Source organism: Enterobacter sp. DN, from assembly GCF_046054285.1.
Taxonomy (GTDB): Bacteria; Pseudomonadota; Gammaproteobacteria; order Enterobacterales; family Enterobacteriaceae; genus Enterobacter; species Enterobacter hormaechei_C.
This window is the reverse complement of the sequence record NZ_JBJJTG010000011.1, coordinates 106,948-126,665: the sequence shown is the minus strand read 5'-3', so window position 1 is coordinate 126,665 and position 19,718 is coordinate 106,948. Positions and strand designations below refer to the sequence as shown.

Genomic DNA, 19,718 nt, shown 5'->3' with positions numbered 1-19,718 from the left:
GCGTACTACGACCGAAAAACCCAGAGTGTGCTCCGGATAGACTGAAAAGTGTTACCTATGTTCCCGGTCTGATCTGTCACCTATGTATCCGGTCATACACTGCGCTTACCCGGCCTACAAATAAAGTGCGATCGTAGGCCGGGTAAGGCGAAGCCGCCACCCGGCAAAACACTCACCCAAAGTGATCGTACCCTTTCCAGTCAAGCGTAACCGGGGCGCCGTCGCGGACAAACAGCAACCCTTCACTTTCCGGCATCACCTGCCCGATGCAGGTAAATTTCGCCCCCAGATGCGCTAGCGCCACATCCAGCGTCCCGCGATTCAGCTCAGGCACGGTGAAGCACAGCTCATAGTCTTCTCCACCGGATAACGCCCAGCGCAGCGCCTGTTCAGGTTCGACATGGCGAAGCAGTTGCTCCGACAGCGGGAACAGATCCAGGTCAACGCGTGCGCCCACGCCGCTGGCCTTCAGGATATGGCCGAGATCGGAGATCAGCCCGTCAGACAAATCGATAGCCGAACTGGCCCGCTCGCGCAGCGCCTGACCGTGCAGAATACGCGGCGTTGGCCGCAGATGGCGCTTCACCAGATACGCCGCATCGTCAGCCTCTTCAACCGTTAAACGGTTCTGAAGGATCGCCAGCCCTGCCGCGCTGTCGCCCGGCGTACCGGTCACGTAGATCCAGTCGCCTGGTTTTGCACCCGAGCGCTTCAGCGCGCGCCCGGCAGGCACATAGCCGTGGATTGCCAGGGTCATGGACAGCGGACCGGCGGTGGTATCACCGCCAATCAGCTGCATATCGTAATAATTCAGCTGTTCAAACAGGGCATCGCTGAAGGCTTCAAGCCAGGCTTCATCCACCTCCGGCAGGGTCAGAGCCAGCGTCAGCCAGGCCGGGTCGGCGCCCATTGCCGCCAGATCGCTGACGTTCACCGCCAGCGCTTTATACGCCAGATCGGCAGGATCGATATCCGGCAGGAAATGACGCCCACACACTAAGGTGTCGGTGCTGATTGCCAGCGTCTGTTTTTCGGGAATATTGAGAAGTGCGCAGTCATCGCCAATGCCGGTTTCAACATCAAGACGAGAGGTTCTGACACGGTCGAAATAACGGGCAATCAGGGAGAATTCGCCGCATGCCATACGTTATGCCTCAGCAAATAAAAGAAAAAACCGGAGCCGCACTGCCAAAAAGGCAATGCAAGACTCCGGTTTGCGGATCACTTTTTGTGGGGACGGATCGCAGGTGCGGCTTTATCCAGCACGCCGTTAACAAACTTGTGACTGTCTTCAGCGCCGAAGGTTTTCGCCAGTTCGATCGCTTCGTTGATGGCCACTTTGTACGGCACATCATCACGTTTAGACAGCTCAAACAGCGCGATACGCAACACTGCTTTTTCGACCTGGCCCAGCTCTTCGAGCAGACGGGACAGGTATGGCTTCATCAGACCATCGAGATACGCGCTATTAGTCGCCACTCCCGACAGCAGTTCACGGAAGTACAGAACGTCAACGTCTTTCACGTCCTGTTCTGACAGGAACTGGTATTCAACATCAGCGATGTCGTTCTGGGACAACTGCCAGGAGTAAAGTGCCTGGACGGCACATTCACGGGCGCGGCGACGAGCAGCAGGTTTCACGGAATTCCCCTTACAAAAAAATCAGGCCTTGATGGCTTTCAATACATTGATCATTTCAAGCGCGGTCAGTGCAGCTTCTGCACCTTTGTTACCGGCTTTAGTGCCAGCACGTTCGATGGCTTGTTCAATACTTTCGGTGGTCAGCACGCCGAACGCGACAGGGATTTCAGCATCCTGTGCAACGTGTGCCAGACCGTTGCTTGCACCGCCCGCAACGTATTCGAAGTGCGCAGTGCCGCCACGAATAACAGTACCCAGCGCAATCACCGCGTCGTATTTACCGGTTTTTGCCAGCGCGCCCGCGGCCAGTGGCAGTTCGTAAGCGCCTGGAACCCAAACGACGGTAATGTTGTCATCTTTAACCTGGCCGATACGTTTCAGGGCGTCAACCGCACCTTCCAGCAGGCTATCGTTGATGAAGTTGTTGAAACGCGCAATGGTGATGGCGACGCGAGCGTCCGGGGTAGCTACAGCAGCTTCAATAATGTTCATACTCTTCCTTTACGGGTTCATTTGGCCCCGCAGGGGGGCGGATTTTATCATAATACTTTGCGCACTGCTTCCCTATTTCAGGAGCAATTACGCTGTCGTTAAATGGAGGCAGACATCCGGGCCTACCGGACGAATCTCGCTGAATGAGAGTTGCGGCGCATCGGCCAGTTTTTCAAGGCCGGGCAGCACAAACAGGCCGTGCGCGTCGTTACCTAACAGTTTAGGCGCAACGTAGACGAGAAGCTCATCCACCAGCCCCGCCTGAAGCAGCGCGCCGGCAAGCGTCGGGCCAGCTTCAACCCAGATGCTGTTGACCTGCTGTTTGCCGAGCAACATCATCAGCACCACCAGATCCAGATGCCCGTTATGTTCCGGCACCATAATACTGCGCACACCTTGCGGCCATTCGCGCGTATCTTCTTTGGTGCGGGCAATCCAGGTTTCACCCGGCTGCTGCACGATGCGGTGCTCCGGCGTCACGCGGTTCTGGCTATCAATAATAATGCGCAGCGGCTGACGCAGGTTCTCCTGAGGATAGAGCGCCTGGGTATCCGCATTCAGCTCTTCCCAGCGCACGGTCATGGCCGGATCGTCAGCCAGTACCGTTTCACTGCTGGTGAGAATAGCATGGCTTTGTGCGCGCAGACGTTGCACATCGCGCCTTGCCTGCGGCGAGGTGATCCACTGGCTCTCGCCGTTCGCCATCGCCGTGCGGCCATCCAGTGACGCGCCAAGCTTAAGCTGGATAAACGGGAAGCCGGTGCGCATGCGCTTCAGGAAGCCTTTATTCAGGGCTTCCGCATCCTGCATCATCAGGCCGTGGCTGACGTCGATACCTTCCTGTTGCAGACGATACAGCCCGCGCCCCGCCACCTGCGGGTTAGGATCCTGCATGGCGGCGACAACGCGCGAGACGCCCGCTGCGATCAGCGCTTCACAGCATGGCGGCGTGCGCCCGTGATGGCTGCATGGCTCCAGCGTCACATAGGCCGTTGCGCCACGCGCTTTCTCACCCGCCATGCGCAGGGCATGCACTTCGGCATGCGGCTCGCCTGCGCGGTAGTGAAAACCTTCCCCCACAATCTCGCCATCTTTAACAATGACGCACCCGACATTGGGATTAGGGTGAGTGGTAAACCGACCGTGCTGCGCCAGCTTCATGGCTCGCGCCATGTACATCTCGTCGTGCATGGGCTTAATCCTGTAAGCGGGCGATCTCTTCGCCAAACTCTTTGATGTCTTCGAAGCTGCGGTAAACGGAGGCAAAGCGGATATAGGCGACTTTATCGAGCTTTTTCAGCTGTTCCATCACCAGATTGCCGATCATTTTGCTCGGCACTTCGCGCTCACCTAACCCCCGCAGATAAGATTTAATATGGTTTAACGCCATTTCGACGTCATCGGAGCTAACGGGCCGTTTTTCCAGCGCCTTGAGCATCCCGCTACGCAGTTTCTCTTCATTGAACGGTTCGCGCACATCGTTACTTTTTACCACGCGCGGCATTACCAGCTCTGCCACCTCAAAGGTGGTAAAACGCTCGTTGCACACCAGACACTGCCGACGACGACGCACGGAAGACCCTTCGCCTACAAGACGCGAGTCGATGACTTTGGTATCCACAGCGGAGCAAAATGGGCAATGCATACGATGTCCCTGTTATCTGGTTAACTGATTTCTATTTTACCCTGAACTGGCCCGACAACAAAGGAAGAGCTTTTTGAGACAAAGGATCTATGCCTGACGGCACTATCCTGTCTACCATTGCAGCAATCTGTGATTTCAAGGAATTAAACGCAATGACAAGACGTTACCTGAAAATAGTGCTGGTGGGGAGCCTGTTCACGCTCAGCGCCTGCGCACAGCAAAGCGAAGTCCGTGAGATGAAACAAAGCGTGAATACGCTTAACGTGGCGATGGACAAACTTAACAAAGAAACCGTGAAGATCACCCAGCAGAACGCGCTCAATGCCAAATCCAGCAATGGCGTTTATTTATTGCCAGGTGCAAACACGCCCGCGCGTCTGAACAGCCAGATTGGCACGCTAAAGATGTCTGTGGTGAATGTTGCAGCGAATGCCGATGGTACTCGCGCAACATTACGCATTCAGGGTGAGTCCAACGATCCGCTTCCCGCGTTCAGCGGCACCGTAGAGTGGGGCCAGATTCAGGGCACCACGGAGAGCTATCAGGAAGTGAACGTGAAGAATCAGCTCTTCACCGCCCCCGCCAGCACGCTGGCGCCGAGCGATGTTGATATCCCGCTCCAGCTGAGCGGACTGACCCCAGAACAGCTGGGCTTTATCCGTATTCACGACATTCAACCCGCCGCGCAATAACCCGCCCTTCTAGCGGAGTGAAATGTCACTCCGCTAACATTTACATTTCGTATGGATTGGCAACATAAATGATTGCCGCTACAATCCTGCCCGTCTAAAGTACGCAAACGTGAACGCAATCGATTACGTATGTGAGAGATATGTGAAACAACACATATTTTTGTGAGCAAGGATTCCTATAATAGGCTCCGCAGAAATACGAAATATTTAGAAACGCAATTCGCGCATTTTTCACTCCCGGAAGGGAATTTCAATCAGTGGCATGATTATGAAAAAAACATTACTCGCAGCCGGTGCAGTTCTGGCACTCTCCACCTCTTTCACTGTTAACGCAGCGGAAAACGACAAACCACAATACCTCTCCGACTGGTGGCATCAGAGCGTTAACGTTGTAGGCAGCTACCATACCCGTTTCGGACCGCAGATCCGTAACGATACCTACCTCGAGTACGAAGCATTCGCTAAAAAAGACTGGTTTGATTTCTATGGCTACATGGACGCACCGGTATTCTTCGGCGGTAATACCGACGCGAAAGGTATCTGGAACCACGGTTCCCCACTGTTCATGGAGATCGAACCCCGCTTCTCCATTGATAAACTGACCGGTACCAGTCTGGCGTTTGGTCCGTTCAAAGAGTGGTATTTCGCAAACAACTACATCTACGACATGGGTCGCAACAAGTCCGGTCGCCAGAGCACCTGGTACATGGGTCTGGGTACAGACATTGAGACTGGCCTGCCGATGAGCCTGTCCATGAACGTCTACGCAAAATACCAGTGGCAGAACTACGGCGCCGCGAACGAGAACGAGTGGGACGGCTACCGTTTCAAAGTGAAATACTTCGTGCCAATTACCCAACTGTGGGGCGGCAACCTGAGCTATATCGGCTTCACCAACTTTGACTGGGGTTCAGACCTGGGCGATAACGATTTCCGCGACCTGAACGGCAGAAAAGCGCGCACTAACGACTCCATCGCGTCCAGCCACATCCTGGCGCTGAACTACGATCACTGGCACTACTCTGTTGTTGCGCGTTACTGGCACAACGGTGGCCAGTGGAACGACGACGCCAGCCTGAACTTTGGCAACGGCGACTTCAGCGTTCGCTCTACCGGTTGGGGTGGTTACCTGGTCGTGGGTTACAACTTCTAATCAGTGCGGATTCCGCCCGGTGGCGCTACGCTTACCGGGCCTACGATCCGAATGTAGGCCGGGTAAGGCGTAGCCGCCCCCCGGCTTTTTACTGCCTCACCTTGCGCAAAAAATCTGCCAATGACCTGTCCGCACTCTCGCTAAACCGCCTCTCCGTCTGCACAATATTGAGGCATCGGTCGAGACGGAAGCAGCGGTAGTCATCGCGTCGCTCGCACCACGCAGCCAACAGCCAGTGCTCCCCCCAGAAGAACAGCCCAAGCGGCTGCACCTCACGCCAGGTTAACTGCCCGGCCTCATCACGATAATGCAGCGCCAGCACGCGCTGGGCGGAAATCGCCTGATGGATCACGTCGAAACCACTACGGGAATGGGGCTGAAGGGCAATATCCGGCGCGTAAATCCGCGTCTGCTCAGCTTTGCGGCGGCTCTCTTCTGGCAGGATCGCCAGCACTTTTTCCTGGGCCGACTCCAGCTCGCGCGACAGCGATTCCCCGCCCCAGGTTTTGAGCAGGCGAATCGCCACCATCAGCGCCTCGGACTCTTTGTTGGTCAGCATCAGCGGGGGTAAATCAAAACCCGACATCAGCCGATATCCGCTTCCCGCCTCGCCTTCCACCGGCACGCCGGAAAGCGACAGGTCGCGGATATCGCGGTACACCGTGCGCTCGGACACGCCAAGCCTTTCCGCCAGATGCGCTGCCGTTGTCAGACGCCTGCCCCGAAGGATCTGCACAATCTGGAACAAACGGTCAGCGCGTCGGGTCATCGGTTTACTCTCATACCGGTTGATGGAGGCCGACGCGATTACCTTCGCTGTCGGTAAACAGGGCTATAGTGCCAATGCCTTGCGGCAGTTCCAGCGGGCCAAACACGCACTCACCGCCCGCAGAAGCAATACGATCGAGCGTGGCCGCCAGATTGTCAGTATGCAGGTAAATAATAGCGCCCTGCGAAGACGGTGTAACGCCGTCAAATTTCGCCAGCGCGCCGCCGGTGGCCGGATCCTCGTGCGGGAAAATCGCCAGATCAGCCACGTCCATCTTCTCGCGCCGCAGCGCGACCTGCATCACCGACTCATAAAATTTGATGGCGCGATCCATATCGGCGACCGGAATTTCAAACCAGTTAATAACACTTTTCATACGTCCTCCTGCCTGTTGTTAGGGTTCAGAAGGAGTCTACGACAGGGCTCCTGACAGCATACTGTCAGGAGTGTTTGTGAGATGCAGACAAAAAAAATCCCGGCCAGCAGGCCGGGATTTCGATACTACCTAAGACTCTTACGGCAGAATGGACGGCTGATCCGCCCCTTCTTTCTCGACTTTCTGCTGGATCAGATGCTCGCGCTTCATGCCCAGCTTCAGCGCCAGTGCGGACGCGACGTAGATAGACGAGGCCGTACCGATAGACACACCGATCAGCATGGTCAGCGAGAAGCCTTCCAGCACCGGGCCACCGAACAGGAACAGCATCAGGATCACCATCAGGGTGGTGCCGGAGGTGATCAACGTACGGTGCAACGTCTGGGTCAACGACACGTTAAAGATTTCGTACGGCGTGCCGCGACGGATCTTACGGAAGTTTTCACGAATACGGTCAGATACCACGATACTGTCGTTCAGTGAGTAACCGATAACGGACATCAGGGATGCCACAATCGTCAGGTCAATCTCAATGTGGAACAGAGACAGTATGCCCATGGTGATCACCACGTCGTGCGCCAGGGCGATAACCACGCCTGCCGCCAGTCGCCACTCAAAGCGGAAACCGACGTAAATCAGGATCGAGATCAGCGCCACCAGCAGCGCCATCGCACCGGTCTGCGCCAGGTCAGCACCAACGCTCGGGCCGACAAACTCAATACGCTTAACCGTTGCATCCTGGCTGGTCGTTTCGTTAATAACCTGGACGACCTTGCTGCCCAGCTCCTGGCTGCCGTTGGCATCGTGTACCGGCGGCATACGCACCATGATGTCGCGGCTGCTGCCGAAGTTCTGTAGCAGCGGCTCTTCAAAGCCCGCTTTTTGCAGAGACTCACGCATCTGGTCCATATCGACCGGTTTTTCCAGGGTAATTTCGATCACCGTACCACCGGTGAAATCCAGACCCCAGTTAAAGCCTTTCACGCCCATAATGACGATGGACAAGATCAGCAGAAAACCTGAAATGCCGAAGGCCCAGTAGTCCCAGCGCATAAAGTCCCAGACTTTACGGCCGTGGTTCAATTGTTCAACAGTATATTCCTGTGCCACAACGCACTCCTCAGATAGACAGCTTTTTGACGCGCTTGCCGCCGTACAGCAGGTTCACGATGGCACGGGTGCCGACAATAGCGGTAAACATCGACGTTGCGACACCGATACCGGTAGTAATCGCAAAGCCTTTGATCGCGCCAGTACCCACTGCATACAGGATAAGAACCTTAATCAGTGTTGTTACGTTCGCATCGAAGATGGAGCTGAACGCCCCTTTGTAGCCTTCTTCAATCGCCTGCTGTACAGAACGACCGTTGCTCAGCTCTTCTTTGATACGTTCGTTTATCAGTACGTTGGCGTCGACCGCCACCGCAAGGGTTAGAACGATACCCGCAATCCCCGGCATGGTCAGCGTCGCCCCCGGCAGCAGGGACATGATACCGATGATCAGCACCAGGTTGGCAATCAGCGCGGAGGTCGCAATCAGGCCGAACTTCTTATAGAAGAAGATCATGAAGATGATGGACACCGCCAGACCGGCCAGACACGCTTCCAGACCCTGTTTGATGTTCTGCATACCCAGGGTTGGACCGATGGTACGTTCTTCAACAATCTGAATTGGCGCAATCAGCGCACCGGCACGCAGCAGCAGAGAGAGCTGACGCGCTTCGTTCGGGTTGCTGATACCGGTAATACGGAAGCTGTTACCCAGACGAGACTGGATGTTGGCGATGTTAATCACCTCTTCCTCTTTCACCAGCACGGCACGGCCATTGGCGTCTTTCTTACCGCTGTCTTTGTACTCCACGAACAGGGTCGCCATCGGCTTGCCGATGTTGTCCTTGGTGAAGTTAGACATGATGTTGCCACCTGCGCTATCCAGCGAGATGTTAACCTGCGGCTGGTTGTACTCATCCTGGCTTGAAGTGGAGTCGGTGATATGGTCACCGGTCAGGATCACGCGTTTGTACAGCACAACAGGCTGGCCTTCGCGGGTCTGTTTCACTTCAGAATCGCCCGGCACACGGCCTGAAGCCGCAGCAGCCTGGTCGACATTGGAGTTAACCAGACGGAACTCCAGGGTCGCCGTCGCGCCCAGAATCTCTTTCGCACGGGCGGTATCCTGGATACCCGGCAGTTCGACCACGATACGGTCAGCACCCTGACGCTGTACCAGTGGCTCAGCCACGCCCAGCTGGTTTACACGGTTACGCAGAATGTTAATGTTCTGCTGAACGGCGTATTCACGTGCTTCACTCAGACGCGCGTCGGTCATTACCGCACGCAGCTGGTTGCTGCCCTGAGAGGTGATCACCAGATCGCGGTGACGCTGAGACAGATACGTCACAGCCTGATCGCGTGCCGCGCTGTCGCGGAACGTGATGCTCAGGCCGTAGTTATCTTCTTTACGTACGGTGGTGTACGGAATGCCCTTATCGCGCAGATCGCTGCGCAGGCTGTCGATATTCTGTTCCTGTAGCTTGCCGAGCGCGGTATCCATATCCACTTCCATCAGGAAGTGAACGCCGCCACGCAGGTCAAGACCCAGTTTCATTGGCTCTGCGTTCAGCGCAGCCAGCCAGCGTGGGGTTGCAGGAGCAAGGTTAAGCGCCACGACATATTTATCACCCAGCACGCCCATCAGCGCTTCACGTGCGCGGAGCTGCGTGTCGGTGGTGTCGAAGCGAGCAAGAATTGCGCCCTCTTCCAGTGCCACAGACTTAGCGGTAATTTTTTCTTCTTGTAACGTTTTCTGGACCTGGATCAGCGTTTGCTCACTGGCGGCGACACCGCGCGCGCCAGTGATTTGAACGGCCGGATCCTCACCATACAGGTTGGGAAGCGCGTACAGCAGGCCGACGATAATCACGACGACCAGCATGATGTACTTCCACAAAGGATAACGGTTTAACACGGCAGTTCCCTTTGGGAAAAGTTGGGATTACAGCGCCTTCATGGTGCCTTTCGGCAGAACGGCAGCTACGAAGTCACGTTTGATAACCACTTCAGTGGTGTCGTTGAGGGCGATAGCAATGTAGCCGTTTTCCGCTACTTTGGTTACGCGACCCACCAGGCCACCATTGGTCAGGACTTCATCGCCCTTCGCGATGGAGTTCATCAGGTTTTTGTGCTCTTTAGTACGCTTCTGCTGTGGACGCAGGATCATGAAGTAGAAGATCAGACCGAACACAACCAGCATCAGAATCAGAGACATCGGGCTGCCCTGCGCTGGTGCACCCGTTGCTGCTACCGCATCAGAAATAAAAAAGCTCATTCAAATTCCCTCATTATTAAAATTAATCAACGTTCAACGGTGGAACATCCCGCCCCTGACGTTGGTAGAAATCGGTCACGAAGCTCTCTAATTTACCCTCTTCGATAGCCTTACGTAAACCAGCCATTAAGCGCTGATAATAACGAAGATTATGAATGGTATTGAGACGCGCCCCCAAAATCTCGTTGCAACGATCGAGATGATGCAGATACGCGCGAGAATAATTGCGACAGGTATAGCAATCGCACTCGGAATCGAGCGGGCTGGTGTCACTCTTATGCTTCGCGTTACGGATTTTCACCACGCCATCGGTAACGAACAAATGACCGTTACGCGCGTTTCGGGTTGGCATAACGCAGTCGAACATATCAATGCCGCGACGTACGCCTTCCACCAGATCTTCTGGTTTACCCACACCCATCAGGTATCGTGGTTTATCCGCCGGGATTTGCGGGCAGACATGCTCCAGAATGCGGTGCATGTCTTCCTTCGGCTCACCCACAGCCAAACCGCCGACAGCGTAGCCATCAAAGCCTATCTCTACCAGACCTTTAACCGAGATATCGCGTAAATCTTCGTAAACGCTGCCCTGAATAATGCCGAACAGCGCATTTTTGTTTTGCAGGGCGTCAAAACGGTCGCGGCTACGCTTCGCCCAACGCAGGGACATCTCCATGGAACGCTTGGCGTAGTCCCAGTCCGCCGGGTATGGCGTACATTCGTCGAAGATCATTACGATATCGGAGCCGAGATCGTACTGAATCTCCATGGATTTTTCCGGATCGAGGAAGATTGGATCGCCGTTGATCGGGTTACGGAAGTGTACGCCCTGCTCAGTGATCTTACGGATATCGCCCAGGCTGAAGACCTGGAAACCGCCGGAGTCGGTGAGGATCGGGCCTTTCCACTGCATGAAATCGTGCAGGTCGCCGTGGAGCTTCATGATCTCCTGACCCGGACGCAGCCACAGGTGGAAGGTGTTGCCGAGGATAATCTGTGCGCCAGTGGCTTCAACTTCTTCCGGCGTCATTCCTTTTACGGTGCCGTACGTGCCCACAGGCATAAACGCGGGGGTTTCTACCACGCCGCGATCAAACACCAGACGACCGCGACGCGCGCGGCCATCGGTGGTATCGAGTTCAAATTTCATTTTTTCTCCGACGTCAGAAAAACAGTCCAACGTTGTAATACGGTGCCGCGGACTTATTCCCCGACACGCTCATTCAAAGCCTGCGGATTGTACGTGATAAACATCGCGTCACCGTAGCTAAAAAAGCGATATTTTTGTTCTACCGCAGACTTGTAGGCGTTCATCGTATGCTGATACCCCGCAAACGCGGAAACCAGCATAATCAACGTCGATTCAGGCAGATGGAAGTTGGTCACCAGTGCATCAATGACTTTGTACTGATAGCCCGGGTAGATAAAGATCTGCGTATCGCCAAAGAACGGCTCAATCAGCTCGCTTTTCGCGGCCTGCGCAGCGCTCTCAAGGGAACGTACCGACGTTGTACCGACGGCCACGACGCGATTACCGCGCGCTTTCGCCGCCAGCACCGCATCCACAACCTCCTGTGGCACTTCGGCATACTCAGAGTGCATGATGTGGTCTTCGATGCTGTCCACGCGCACCGGCTGGAAGGTGCCTGCACCAACGTGCAGCGTCACGAAGGCCATCTCAATGCCCTTGGCGCGCAGCTTTTCCAACAGCTGTTCATCAAAGTGCAGGCCCGCCGTTGGCGCCGCCACCGCGCCAGGCTTCTGGCTGTAGACGGTCTGATACAGCTCGCGGTCGGCCTCTTCGTCCGGGCGCTCAATATACGGCGGCAGCGGCATGTGGCCGATAGCGTTCAGGATGTCGAGCACCGTGCGCTCGTCGTTGAATTCCACTTCAAATAGCGCGTCGTGACGCGCGGTCATGGTCGCTTTGATGCTCTCGTCATCCCCCAGCAGCAGTTCAGCGCCCGGCTTCGGCGCTTTGGAGGCGCGAATATGTGCCAGAATACGTTTATCATCGAGCATACGTTCGACCAGCACCTCAATCTTACCGCCGCTGGCTTTACGGCCAAACAGACGCGCCGGGATCACGCGGGTATTGTTAAAGACCAGCAGATCGCCAGGGTTGAGCTTGTCGAGCAGATCGGTGAAAGTACCGTGCGTCAGCGCGCCCGTTGGCCCGTCCAGTGACAGCAAGCGACAGCTGCTACGCTCAGGCATGGGGTAGTGAGCAATCAGGGATTCAGGTAGTTCAAAGGAGAAATCGGCGACGCGCATGACGTATACTCGTGACTTAAAAACAGGCGGCATAGTCTAGTGCTCACACCCTTTTGCTGCAACAACTAGCCGCCACCGGACAACGAAAACGCATGAATTTTCTCGCTCATCTGCATCTCGCTCATCTCGCGGACAGCTCCCTCTCCGGCAATTTGCTGGCCGATTTTGTACGCGGCAACCCCGCGGAAGCGTACTCCCCTGAGGTTGTCGACGGGATTTTTATGCACCGCCGCATCGACGTGCTGACCGATAACCTGCCGGAAGTGACGGAAGCCAAAGCCTGGTTCCGCCCCGAAACCCGACGCGTGGCGCCGATCACGCTCGACGTCATGTGGGATCATTTCCTGTCGCGCCACTGGTCCCGGCTGTCGCCTGATATGTCGCTGCCTGAGTTTGTGCGCTACGCCCACGCGCAGGTGTCGATCATTTTGCCGGACTCCCCGCCGCGCTTTGTGAATCTGAATAACTATCTCTGGTCTGAACGCTGGCTGGAGCGATACCGCGAGATGGATTTCATTCAGAACGTCCTGAACGGCATGGCGAGCCGTCGACCGCGTCTGGACGCGCTGCGCGACTCATGGCATGACCTGGATGAACATTATGATGCGCTGGAAACCCGCTTCTGGCAGTTCTACCCGCGTATGATGACGCAGGCGAAAAATAAAGAACTGTGAAGTCGGTTCGATTGATAGGTAAAAGCTGGTGGAACGATTGTTACCACCTCTTTGTCTTATTCCCGTACTGCCTCTATACTGGCCCGCGTTGCGTTCCAAATAACCTTAGTATCTACAGGAGAATCATATGGTTCTGGTAACTCGTCCGGCTCCGGATTTTACAGCTGCCGCCGTTCTGGGCAATGGTGAAATCGTTGAAAACTTCAACTTCAAACAGCACACCAACGGTAAAGCGACCGTTCTGTTCTTCTGGCCAATGGACTTCACTTTCGTTTGCCCGTCTGAGCTGATCGCGTTCGACAAACGTTACGAAGAATTCCAGAAGCGTGGCGTGGAAGTGGTTGGCGTCTCCTTCGACTCTGAATTTGTACACAACGCATGGCGTAACACCCCTGTCGAAAACGGCGGCATCGGTGCAGTGAAATACGCGATGGTTGCGGACATCAAACGCGAAATCCAGCAGGCTTACGGTATCGAACATCCGGACGCTGGCGTTGCACTGCGTGGTTCTTTCCTGATCGACGCGAACGGCATCGTTCGTCACCAGGTTGTGAACGATCTGCCGCTGGGTCGTAACATCGACGAAATGCTGCGCATGGTTGACGCGCTCCAGTTCCACGAAGAGCATGGTGAAGTGTGCCCGGCTCAGTGGGAAAAAGGTAAAGAAGGTATGGCGGCTTCCCCAGACGGCGTAGCTAAATACCTGTCTGAGAACGTATCCAGCCTGTAATCGGCACGGTTTACCAAAAAACCCGCGAATACGCGGGTTTTTTTATGGCTTATGCTGCGCCGTCTTTTTTTACCTCGCGCCAGATGCGCCATGCCATACCCGCAAGCACCATCACCCCCGCAATCAGTACGCCCCAGACCATCAGCGTTTTCATTCTGCTTTCCTGCTCAGCCGCAGACGTCGCGGTTAAACGCGCCTCGCCACCCAGCGGGACAGGTTCCAGCGTATCCGCCATCGGCAGGGCTGCCAGATCGTAGGTTTTACGCAGTTCGGTCGGGATCAGCATATCCGTCTCCACGCTCGCCGGTTTCGCAGCCCCGTTCCCCCACGCGAGCAGGTACGGCCCCTTCCCCTGCGCGTTAAACACCAGATCGTAGCGCACGCGTTGCCCGGTCACGCCAGGCAGGTTCTCAGGCAAACGCGCATTGAGGGTCTTGATTTTTACCGCCTCGACCAGCCCGCCAGGGAGCGGAACAGGTTCAGACGTTTTGCCGCCGAGCTGGTAGATCACCTCTTTTTTCAGCGTATGCCACCGATCCTTATCCGCCTCCCGCCAGGCTATTTCTGCCGGGAGAACACCGTCGCCATTCAGCATGAAGCCGATCGCACTCAGAGGCTGCGGATGTTTCCAGCGCCACACGGCTTCGCTTTCGGATAACCGCTCCCCCTCTCCCGCCAGGCTAATGTGCTCAGATTCCGGCTGTTCAGTCGCGTTAATCGCGTTGACGCCGGTTAACGTCAGGGCAGAACGCCCCGTGTTCAGCACCAGCAGCAGATAACGATTCGCCTCAGGCGATAACACCAGATCGGTATCGATGCGGTCGAGCTTCAGGCGATCCTGTCCACTCATCACGTCCAGCAGGGGCATCTCTTCGCGCAGGGTATACCAGTTTTTCAGATCCTCGCTGTAATAGACCGATGCCGTCCCCTGCCACGAGCCCTGCGGCGTGTCCCAGAAAAGCTGGAGCTGAGAGAGCGGAACCTCCGTCGCGTTTTCCGGCAGGGTCAGCAGATAGTGCTGTCCGGCAGCCGCCGCGTGTTGCCCTTCCAGCACAATTTCCACGCCGTTTCTGGCCCGTAGCATAATTTTATCGCCGCTGTCCTCTTCTCCGCCCGGCGAGGCGTTAAGCGCAAAGAGGCGCAGCGCCGTGGTGGTCGGTGCCGGCTGCGGACGCGTCGTGGTAACCAGGCTGAACGGTACCGGCTCGCCCGACTGATTAAACACGCGCACGTCGCGCAGATCGGGCGATGTGCTCTGCTGATAAACCGCCAGCGGCAGCATGACCCGATACCACGGCGAAGAGGCAGAGGTATCAAGGGACAGGCCATAGGCATAATCCCGCGGGGATTCCGCTGGCGCGCCCTCGCAGAATGCCGGACCGGCCACGGCCAGCAGTGCCGCACAAACAACCGCGTTCATCCATTTCATTTTTCTTCTCCTGCTTTAGGCGGTAGCGGCGAGAAATAGCCCACAATCAGGACCAGGATCGCCACGCCAATAAACGCGACGGCGCGCGCCAGGCCGCCACCGCCCGCGCTGTCCACCAGCATCAGTTTGAGCATGACCACCCCCAGTAGCGCCGCACCGCCAAGCCACTGCTGACGGGAGGCGTGACGGGTGGCGCGGATCATGACCACCAGCGCGCACAACATCCAGAACAGGGCAAAGGTGGTCTGGATAAGCCGCGAATGCCACAACGACTCCCAATTCCAGGCCACCTCGCCGTACCACGCCAGCGCGCGCAGCAATGCGCCGTTAAGCCACCAGAAACCCAGGGCCATCAGCACAACGGCGGGCCACGGACGGGACTGCGCAAGCGATGCCGGATAGTAGCGATCCACTTCCCGATAAAACACCACCAGCCCCAGCAGCGCGAACGCCGCCCCTTCCTCAAGCGGGTTCACCAGCGGCAGCCATGTCTGTTGATAGACCACACCGTCCTGCAAATTGGTCACGACCAGCAATACCACCAGCGCCACAACCACAGGGATCACGGCAAGGCAGGCGTAGAGCGCAGGCCATACCCGGAACGGCCACCCGCGACGCCGTACGGCCGCGGAGAGCGCCATAATCACCCCACCGCCGACAGCCATCGCAATGCCGCTTCCCCAGGCCGCCATGCCCCACGGCAGGGAGCGGGCAAACCAGTAAAGCTCGGCGGCTATAGCGAGTAAAATCATCCACACCAGCGACAGATGCAGCCCCATTGAGATGCGCGGCAGAAGTTTATCTTCGTCGCGCCGCAGCAGCATCAGGGCGGCAGGCAGCGCAATAGCCCAGGCCAGATTTGCCCAGCTGGCCGCCAGGATTTGCTGTTGCCAGATCTGATACAGCACCATCAGCAGCATCACCGGCCACAGCAGCCATTTGCTGGCATCCAGCTCCCGCCACGCCAGACGAGCGGCGGCCTGCCGCCATCCCCAGGCCGACGCCGCCGTCAGCGCCAGCACGCCTGCCAGAACCGATAACTCCTGCTTCAGGAACAGCTGAGATGCGCCCAGCTGCGCCACTAACCAGAACAGCAGCCCACCGCCCAGCAATGCCCAACTGCCCGGCTGCGCGATTTTCTGCCACAGCCAGGCCGCAGCAAGCCAGCAAAGACTGAGCACTGCGAAAATAAGCAGCAGGCTCAACGAGGTGACGCCGTCCATTTGCGCCCATATCGCGCTGCCGAGCGCCAGCACCAGCAGCGCCGTCCCGCTATAGCTCATGCGCCGCTGCTGCTGTTGCACGCCCAGCCAGAGAATACCCAGCCCCTCCAGCGCCCAGGCCATCGCCGTCCAGCGCGCTGAAAGCGCCAGCGGAATGGCAAGCGTGGCAAACCCGCCGCCGATCGCCAGCGCCGCCATAACCAGTGGCCGCCCGACAGACGGATAGCGTCGCAGTGCGAGAAACGCCAGTGAGAGATAAAACGCACCATAGCCCAGCGCGCTGAGCGCAGGGCCGTACGTCCAGTGAGACGTCATGCCATACTGCATCCCAAAACCAATCAGCGGCGGAGCAAACAGCAGTGCACCGTCAATAATCTGTTTGCCTTTTTCCTGCGCCCGCAGCGACAGCGCCACGCTAAACACGCCAAAAATAAGCGTATTGGCAATCAGGAACAGCTGACAGATAGCATAGTCTTCCGGCTGGTAGTCGCTCAGCCCCCATACCCCGCCAACGCCAAACGTGAAGAGCAGCCCGAGCAGGTTGAGCTCGCGCCAGTGCTGCCAGATGCTGATGGCGAGAATGCCGATGGAAAGCAGGAGATAGAAGGAGAACAGCGCCACAAAGCTGCCGCCTCCGGTAGACAACAGCAGCGGCGCAAGGTATCCGCCGAGGCTCGCCAGCATGGCAAGGCTCAGTGCCTTTTGCAGCACGGCCAGCCCGACGCTCGCCGCGCAAATCACCACCAGCAGCGCAAACGCCAGCGTCATCGGCAGCATTTGCCACAGCCGGAATGCGCCAAAGACGGTCAGATAAAGCACGCCGGTCGCCCCGCCCTGGAGGATCAGCGCGTAGATCCGCTGCCTGTGCCGCAGCCGCCATCCCACGGCCAGCAGAACCATGGCAAACAGCGCCGTGGCGGCAAGACGCAGCTCAAGCGGAAACAGTGAATGTTCAACGGTATAGCGCAGCAGGAAAGAGAGGCCGAGGAAGAGCAGTACAATCCCCAGTTTTGCCAGCGGATTGCCCTGCATAAACCAGCGCGTCAGCGAGGACAGGATGCCGCCAAAGGCGGAAGGCCGTTTTGCCGCCGGTACAAGCGCTGGTTCTGCTTCAGTGACGGGCGGTTCGGGACGCCAGGGATCGACAGGTGCGGTAACGGCTTCTGCCACCGACGCTGGCGTCTCCACCGGCGCGGCGGCCTGCACCGGCTCCGGCAGTTTCTCAGCGACACCGCGCTGCTCAAGCGCCTCAATGCGCTGGCGAAGCCGGGCAATCTCCTGCCGCGCCGCCGTGCTTCGGTTAAAACCTATCACCGCGAGCACGGGTGCCACGACCAGCGCAAAAACCAGGAACAAACAGCCAAGGATGTAAAGCTCGTCCATGTTTCCACCTTCACCGTAAACGATCCGCTAAGATTGACACAAATCGTTGCATTTGCGCCATCTTAAAAGGTGAAAACCATTCTGCCTGCGCTTAGCTGCCGAACCAGACCCCAGCGGAAATCGCGGGCAGCGTGAGCACGCTCTCCTGGAACGTCGGTTTACCCTCTTTGATCTTCCACGTTTTACCGGCCAGCAGCGGTGAATCTTCCAGCACCACTTCACACGCCTCGCCCCGGTTGATCGCCACCAGCACGCGCTGCTGGTTATAGACGCGGACAAACACCACTACGTTATCGTGGGCGTACATCACCTGACAGCCCCCGTAGCGCAGGGCCTGACTCTGCCTGCGCAGCGTCGCCATACGCTGGTACAGGCTGAACAGATCCTGATCCTGTTTTTCACTCTCCCACGGGAAGGTTTTACGGCAGAACGGATCGTTATTCCCCTCCAGCCCCACTTCATCGCCATAGTAGATGCAGGGTACGCCCGGCCAGGTAAAGAGCCAGGTCACCGCCAGCGGCAGACGCGCCACATCTTTACCCAGCAATGATTTAAAGCGCGCGGTATCATGGCTGTCGAGCTGGTTAAACATCCGCAGCTGCTGCTGATGCGACAGGCCAGCGCGATAGTTTTCCATCCACGCCATGCAGGTTTCGGCGTCGATATGCTGCGGATCGTAAGAGATATCGGTGTTAGCGAGGAAACCCCACAGCGGGAAGGTGAAGCCGCGATAGTTCATCGCCGCGTCTTCTGCATCAGCCTGCAACCACTGACGCGCGTCGCCAAAGTGCTCCCCGAAGACGAACGCTTCCGACCGGGCCGCTTTTGCCGACCGGGTAATGGCGGCGACATGCTGAAGGTTATTCCGCGCCCCGCCTGATTCACCCAGCATATGCACCACGTCCAGCCGCCAGCCGTCCATGTTCCACGGCGCTTTCAGCCAGTGGCGCACGATGCTGTCGTCGTCGCCGTAGATCTCATTCACCAGCGATGGCGACTGGAAATCGAGCTTCGGCAGGCTCGGGTAGCCCAGCCAGTCCAGGGCGCGGCCATTCTCATCAAAACTGTACCAGTCACGCTGCGGTGAGTCCGGATTATGGCATGCGCCGCCCATCGACTGATTGTGACGGTCAAACCACGCGTGAGAATCACCGCTGTGATTGAACACGCCATCAAGGATCAGGCGCATACCCTCTTTTTGCGTGTTGTGCCGCAGCCGCAGCAGCGCCTCGTCACCGCCAAATTGCTCGTCAACGTGGCGGTAGTCCTGCGTATCGTATTTGTGCACGCTTGGCGCTTTAAACACCGGGTTCAGGTACAGCGCCGTGACGCCGAGCTTTTTCAGGTACGGCAGCTTTTCGCTGATACCGTCGAGATCGCCGCCGTAAAAGGTCGATCCCCCCGCCTGGGCGGTCAGCGGCTCGTCCCATTTTTTTAGAATGATGTCGTGACCGACCGCATGATGGTAATAAACCTTGTCCTGATCGGCGGTGCGCTTTTCGCTGCGCGCAAAGCGGTCCGGGAAAATCTGGTAAAAGACCTGATCGTTAACCCACTGCGGGCCGTTATCCGGGTGATCCACGGCAAACTGCTCCAGCCTGGCCGGAGGGAATCGGCTGAAGCCCTGCGGGGTAAACCACAGCTGCCGGTTGTTCCACAGCAGCTTGAAGCCGTAGCGGCGACGCGGCTGCCCACTGCGCAAATCGATATTTGCCCGCCACGCCGTGACGCCCGGCTGCGGCTGACTGCGCACTTTGTGCATTTTCAGCGACGTTTCTTCGTTATCCACTTCGGCGCGCAGGGTCACGCGTTCAGGCTGATTGTCCCCTGCCAGCCAGAGCGTAATCACAAGGTTGTCTTTGTTTTGCTTAACAAATGGGGCAACCGGAAGGTGCCAGGCGTTTAACAT

19 protein-coding genes are annotated in these 19,718 nt (G+C 57.1%); 4 read left to right on the top strand and 15 right to left on the bottom strand.

All coding sequences use genetic code 11. The features are described from left to right. Positions 1 to 172: 172 nt before the first annotated feature. The 5 genes from thiL to nrdR all read right to left on the bottom strand — a co-directional run bounded on the left by thiL (position 173) and on the right by nrdR (position 3,778). On the bottom strand, positions 173 to 1,144 hold the full coding sequence (gene thiL, locus ACJTMZ_RS20430) for a thiamine-phosphate kinase (protein ID WP_017383170.1): 972 nt from the start codon (positions 1,142 to 1,144) through the stop codon (positions 173 to 175). A 77-nt stretch (positions 1,145 to 1,221) separates the two neighbouring features. Then, on the bottom strand, positions 1,222 to 1,641 hold the full coding sequence (gene nusB / locus ACJTMZ_RS20425) for a transcription antitermination factor NusB (RefSeq protein ID WP_006809908.1): 420 nt from the start codon (positions 1,639 to 1,641) through the stop codon (positions 1,222 to 1,224). A 21-nt stretch (positions 1,642 to 1,662) separates the two neighbouring features. Then, positions 1,663 to 2,133, bottom strand: coding sequence for a 6,7-dimethyl-8-ribityllumazine synthase (gene ribE, locus ACJTMZ_RS20420; protein WP_003859098.1), 471 nt, complete (start codon positions 2,131 to 2,133; stop codon positions 1,663 to 1,665). Positions 2,134 to 2,220: 87 nt separating this feature from the next. Continuing rightward, positions 2,221 to 3,324, bottom strand: a complete 1,104-nt coding sequence (ribD, locus tag ACJTMZ_RS20415; protein ID WP_252011125.1) for a bifunctional diaminohydroxyphosphoribosylaminopyrimidine deaminase/5-amino-6-(5-phosphoribosylamino)uracil reductase RibD — start codon at positions 3,322 to 3,324, stop codon at positions 2,221 to 2,223. 4 nt (positions 3,325 to 3,328) lie between these two features. After that, on the bottom strand, positions 3,329 to 3,778 hold the full coding sequence (gene nrdR / locus ACJTMZ_RS20410; RefSeq protein WP_003859099.1) for a transcriptional regulator NrdR: 450 nt from the start codon (positions 3,776 to 3,778) through the stop codon (positions 3,329 to 3,331). 152 nt (positions 3,779 to 3,930) lie between these two features. On the opposite strand from nrdR, the gene ACJTMZ_RS20405 reads away from it, so the two are divergent. Further along, the gene (locus ACJTMZ_RS20405) at positions 3,931 to 4,470 is read left to right on the top strand and encodes a DUF3251 domain-containing protein (protein WP_032649957.1); all 540 of its coding nucleotides are present in this window, start codon (positions 3,931 to 3,933) and stop codon (positions 4,468 to 4,470) included. Between the two features lie 268 nt (positions 4,471 to 4,738). Then, positions 4,739 to 5,623, top strand: a complete 885-nt coding sequence (locus ACJTMZ_RS20400) for a nucleoside-specific channel-forming protein Tsx (protein ID WP_026080602.1) — start codon at positions 4,739 to 4,741, stop codon at positions 5,621 to 5,623. 88 nt (positions 5,624 to 5,711) lie between these two features. Here ACJTMZ_RS20400 and ACJTMZ_RS20395 read toward each other — a convergent pair whose 3' ends face one another. From ACJTMZ_RS20395 to queA, 7 genes are all read right to left on the bottom strand, one after another. After that, positions 5,712 to 6,392, bottom strand: a complete 681-nt coding sequence (locus tag ACJTMZ_RS20395) for a YafY family protein (RefSeq protein ID WP_017383166.1) — start codon at positions 6,390 to 6,392, stop codon at positions 5,712 to 5,714. Between the two features lie 10 nt (positions 6,393 to 6,402). Then, complete coding sequence (locus ACJTMZ_RS20390) at positions 6,403 to 6,768, bottom strand: VOC family protein (RefSeq protein WP_017383165.1); 366 nt, start codon at positions 6,766 to 6,768, stop codon at positions 6,403 to 6,405. A gap of 138 nt (positions 6,769 to 6,906) precedes the next feature. Then, complete coding sequence (gene secF, locus ACJTMZ_RS20385; RefSeq protein ID WP_003859105.1) at positions 6,907 to 7,878, bottom strand: protein translocase subunit SecF; 972 nt, start codon at positions 7,876 to 7,878, stop codon at positions 6,907 to 6,909. A gap of 10 nt (positions 7,879 to 7,888) precedes the next feature. Further along, complete coding sequence (gene secD / locus ACJTMZ_RS20380) at positions 7,889 to 9,736, bottom strand: protein translocase subunit SecD (protein WP_017383164.1); 1,848 nt, start codon at positions 9,734 to 9,736, stop codon at positions 7,889 to 7,891. A 27-nt stretch (positions 9,737 to 9,763) separates the two neighbouring features. Beyond that, positions 9,764 to 10,096, bottom strand: coding sequence for a preprotein translocase subunit YajC (yajC, locus tag ACJTMZ_RS20375; protein WP_003859109.1), 333 nt, complete (start codon positions 10,094 to 10,096; stop codon positions 9,764 to 9,766). 22 nt (positions 10,097 to 10,118) lie between these two features. Continuing rightward, positions 10,119 to 11,246, bottom strand: coding sequence for a tRNA guanosine(34) transglycosylase Tgt (gene tgt, locus ACJTMZ_RS20370; protein ID WP_015571303.1), 1,128 nt, complete (start codon positions 11,244 to 11,246; stop codon positions 10,119 to 10,121). 53 nt (positions 11,247 to 11,299) lie between these two features. Continuing rightward, on the bottom strand, positions 11,300 to 12,370 hold the full coding sequence (gene queA, locus ACJTMZ_RS20365; protein ID WP_063933788.1) for a tRNA preQ1(34) S-adenosylmethionine ribosyltransferase-isomerase QueA: 1,071 nt from the start codon (positions 12,368 to 12,370) through the stop codon (positions 11,300 to 11,302). 92 nt (positions 12,371 to 12,462) lie between these two features. Here queA and acpH point away from each other — a divergent pair, with 92 nt between their 5' ends. Beyond that, the gene (acpH, locus tag ACJTMZ_RS20360; RefSeq protein ID WP_015571305.1) at positions 12,463 to 13,044 is read left to right on the top strand and encodes an ACP phosphodiesterase; all 582 of its coding nucleotides are present in this window, start codon (positions 12,463 to 12,465) and stop codon (positions 13,042 to 13,044) included. A gap of 127 nt (positions 13,045 to 13,171) precedes the next feature. Next, positions 13,172 to 13,774 (top strand): peroxiredoxin C, encoded by a 603-nt coding sequence (locus tag ACJTMZ_RS20355; protein WP_003859113.1) that lies wholly within the window; start codon positions 13,172 to 13,174, stop codon positions 13,772 to 13,774. Between the two features lie 49 nt (positions 13,775 to 13,823). On the opposite strand, the gene ACJTMZ_RS20350 is transcribed toward ACJTMZ_RS20355, so the two are convergent. The 3 genes from ACJTMZ_RS20350 to malZ form a co-directional block, all read right to left on the bottom strand. Continuing rightward, positions 13,824 to 15,203 carry a DUF3999 domain-containing protein gene (locus tag ACJTMZ_RS20350; RefSeq protein WP_040117263.1) on the bottom strand — a complete coding sequence of 460 codons (1,380 nt, stop codon included), beginning with the start codon at positions 15,201 to 15,203 and terminating at the stop codon, positions 13,824 to 13,826. Continuing rightward, the gene (locus ACJTMZ_RS20345; protein WP_252011123.1) at positions 15,200 to 17,809 is read right to left on the bottom strand and encodes a DUF2339 domain-containing protein; all 2,610 of its coding nucleotides are present in this window, start codon (positions 17,807 to 17,809) and stop codon (positions 15,200 to 15,202) included. The genes ACJTMZ_RS20350 and ACJTMZ_RS20345 overlap by 4 nt, the downstream gene beginning before the upstream one ends. Before the next feature lie 91 nt (positions 17,810 to 17,900). After that, positions 17,901 to 19,718 carry a maltodextrin glucosidase gene (gene malZ, locus ACJTMZ_RS20340; protein WP_252011121.1) on the bottom strand — a complete coding sequence of 606 codons (1,818 nt, stop codon included), beginning with the start codon at positions 19,716 to 19,718 and terminating at the stop codon, positions 17,901 to 17,903.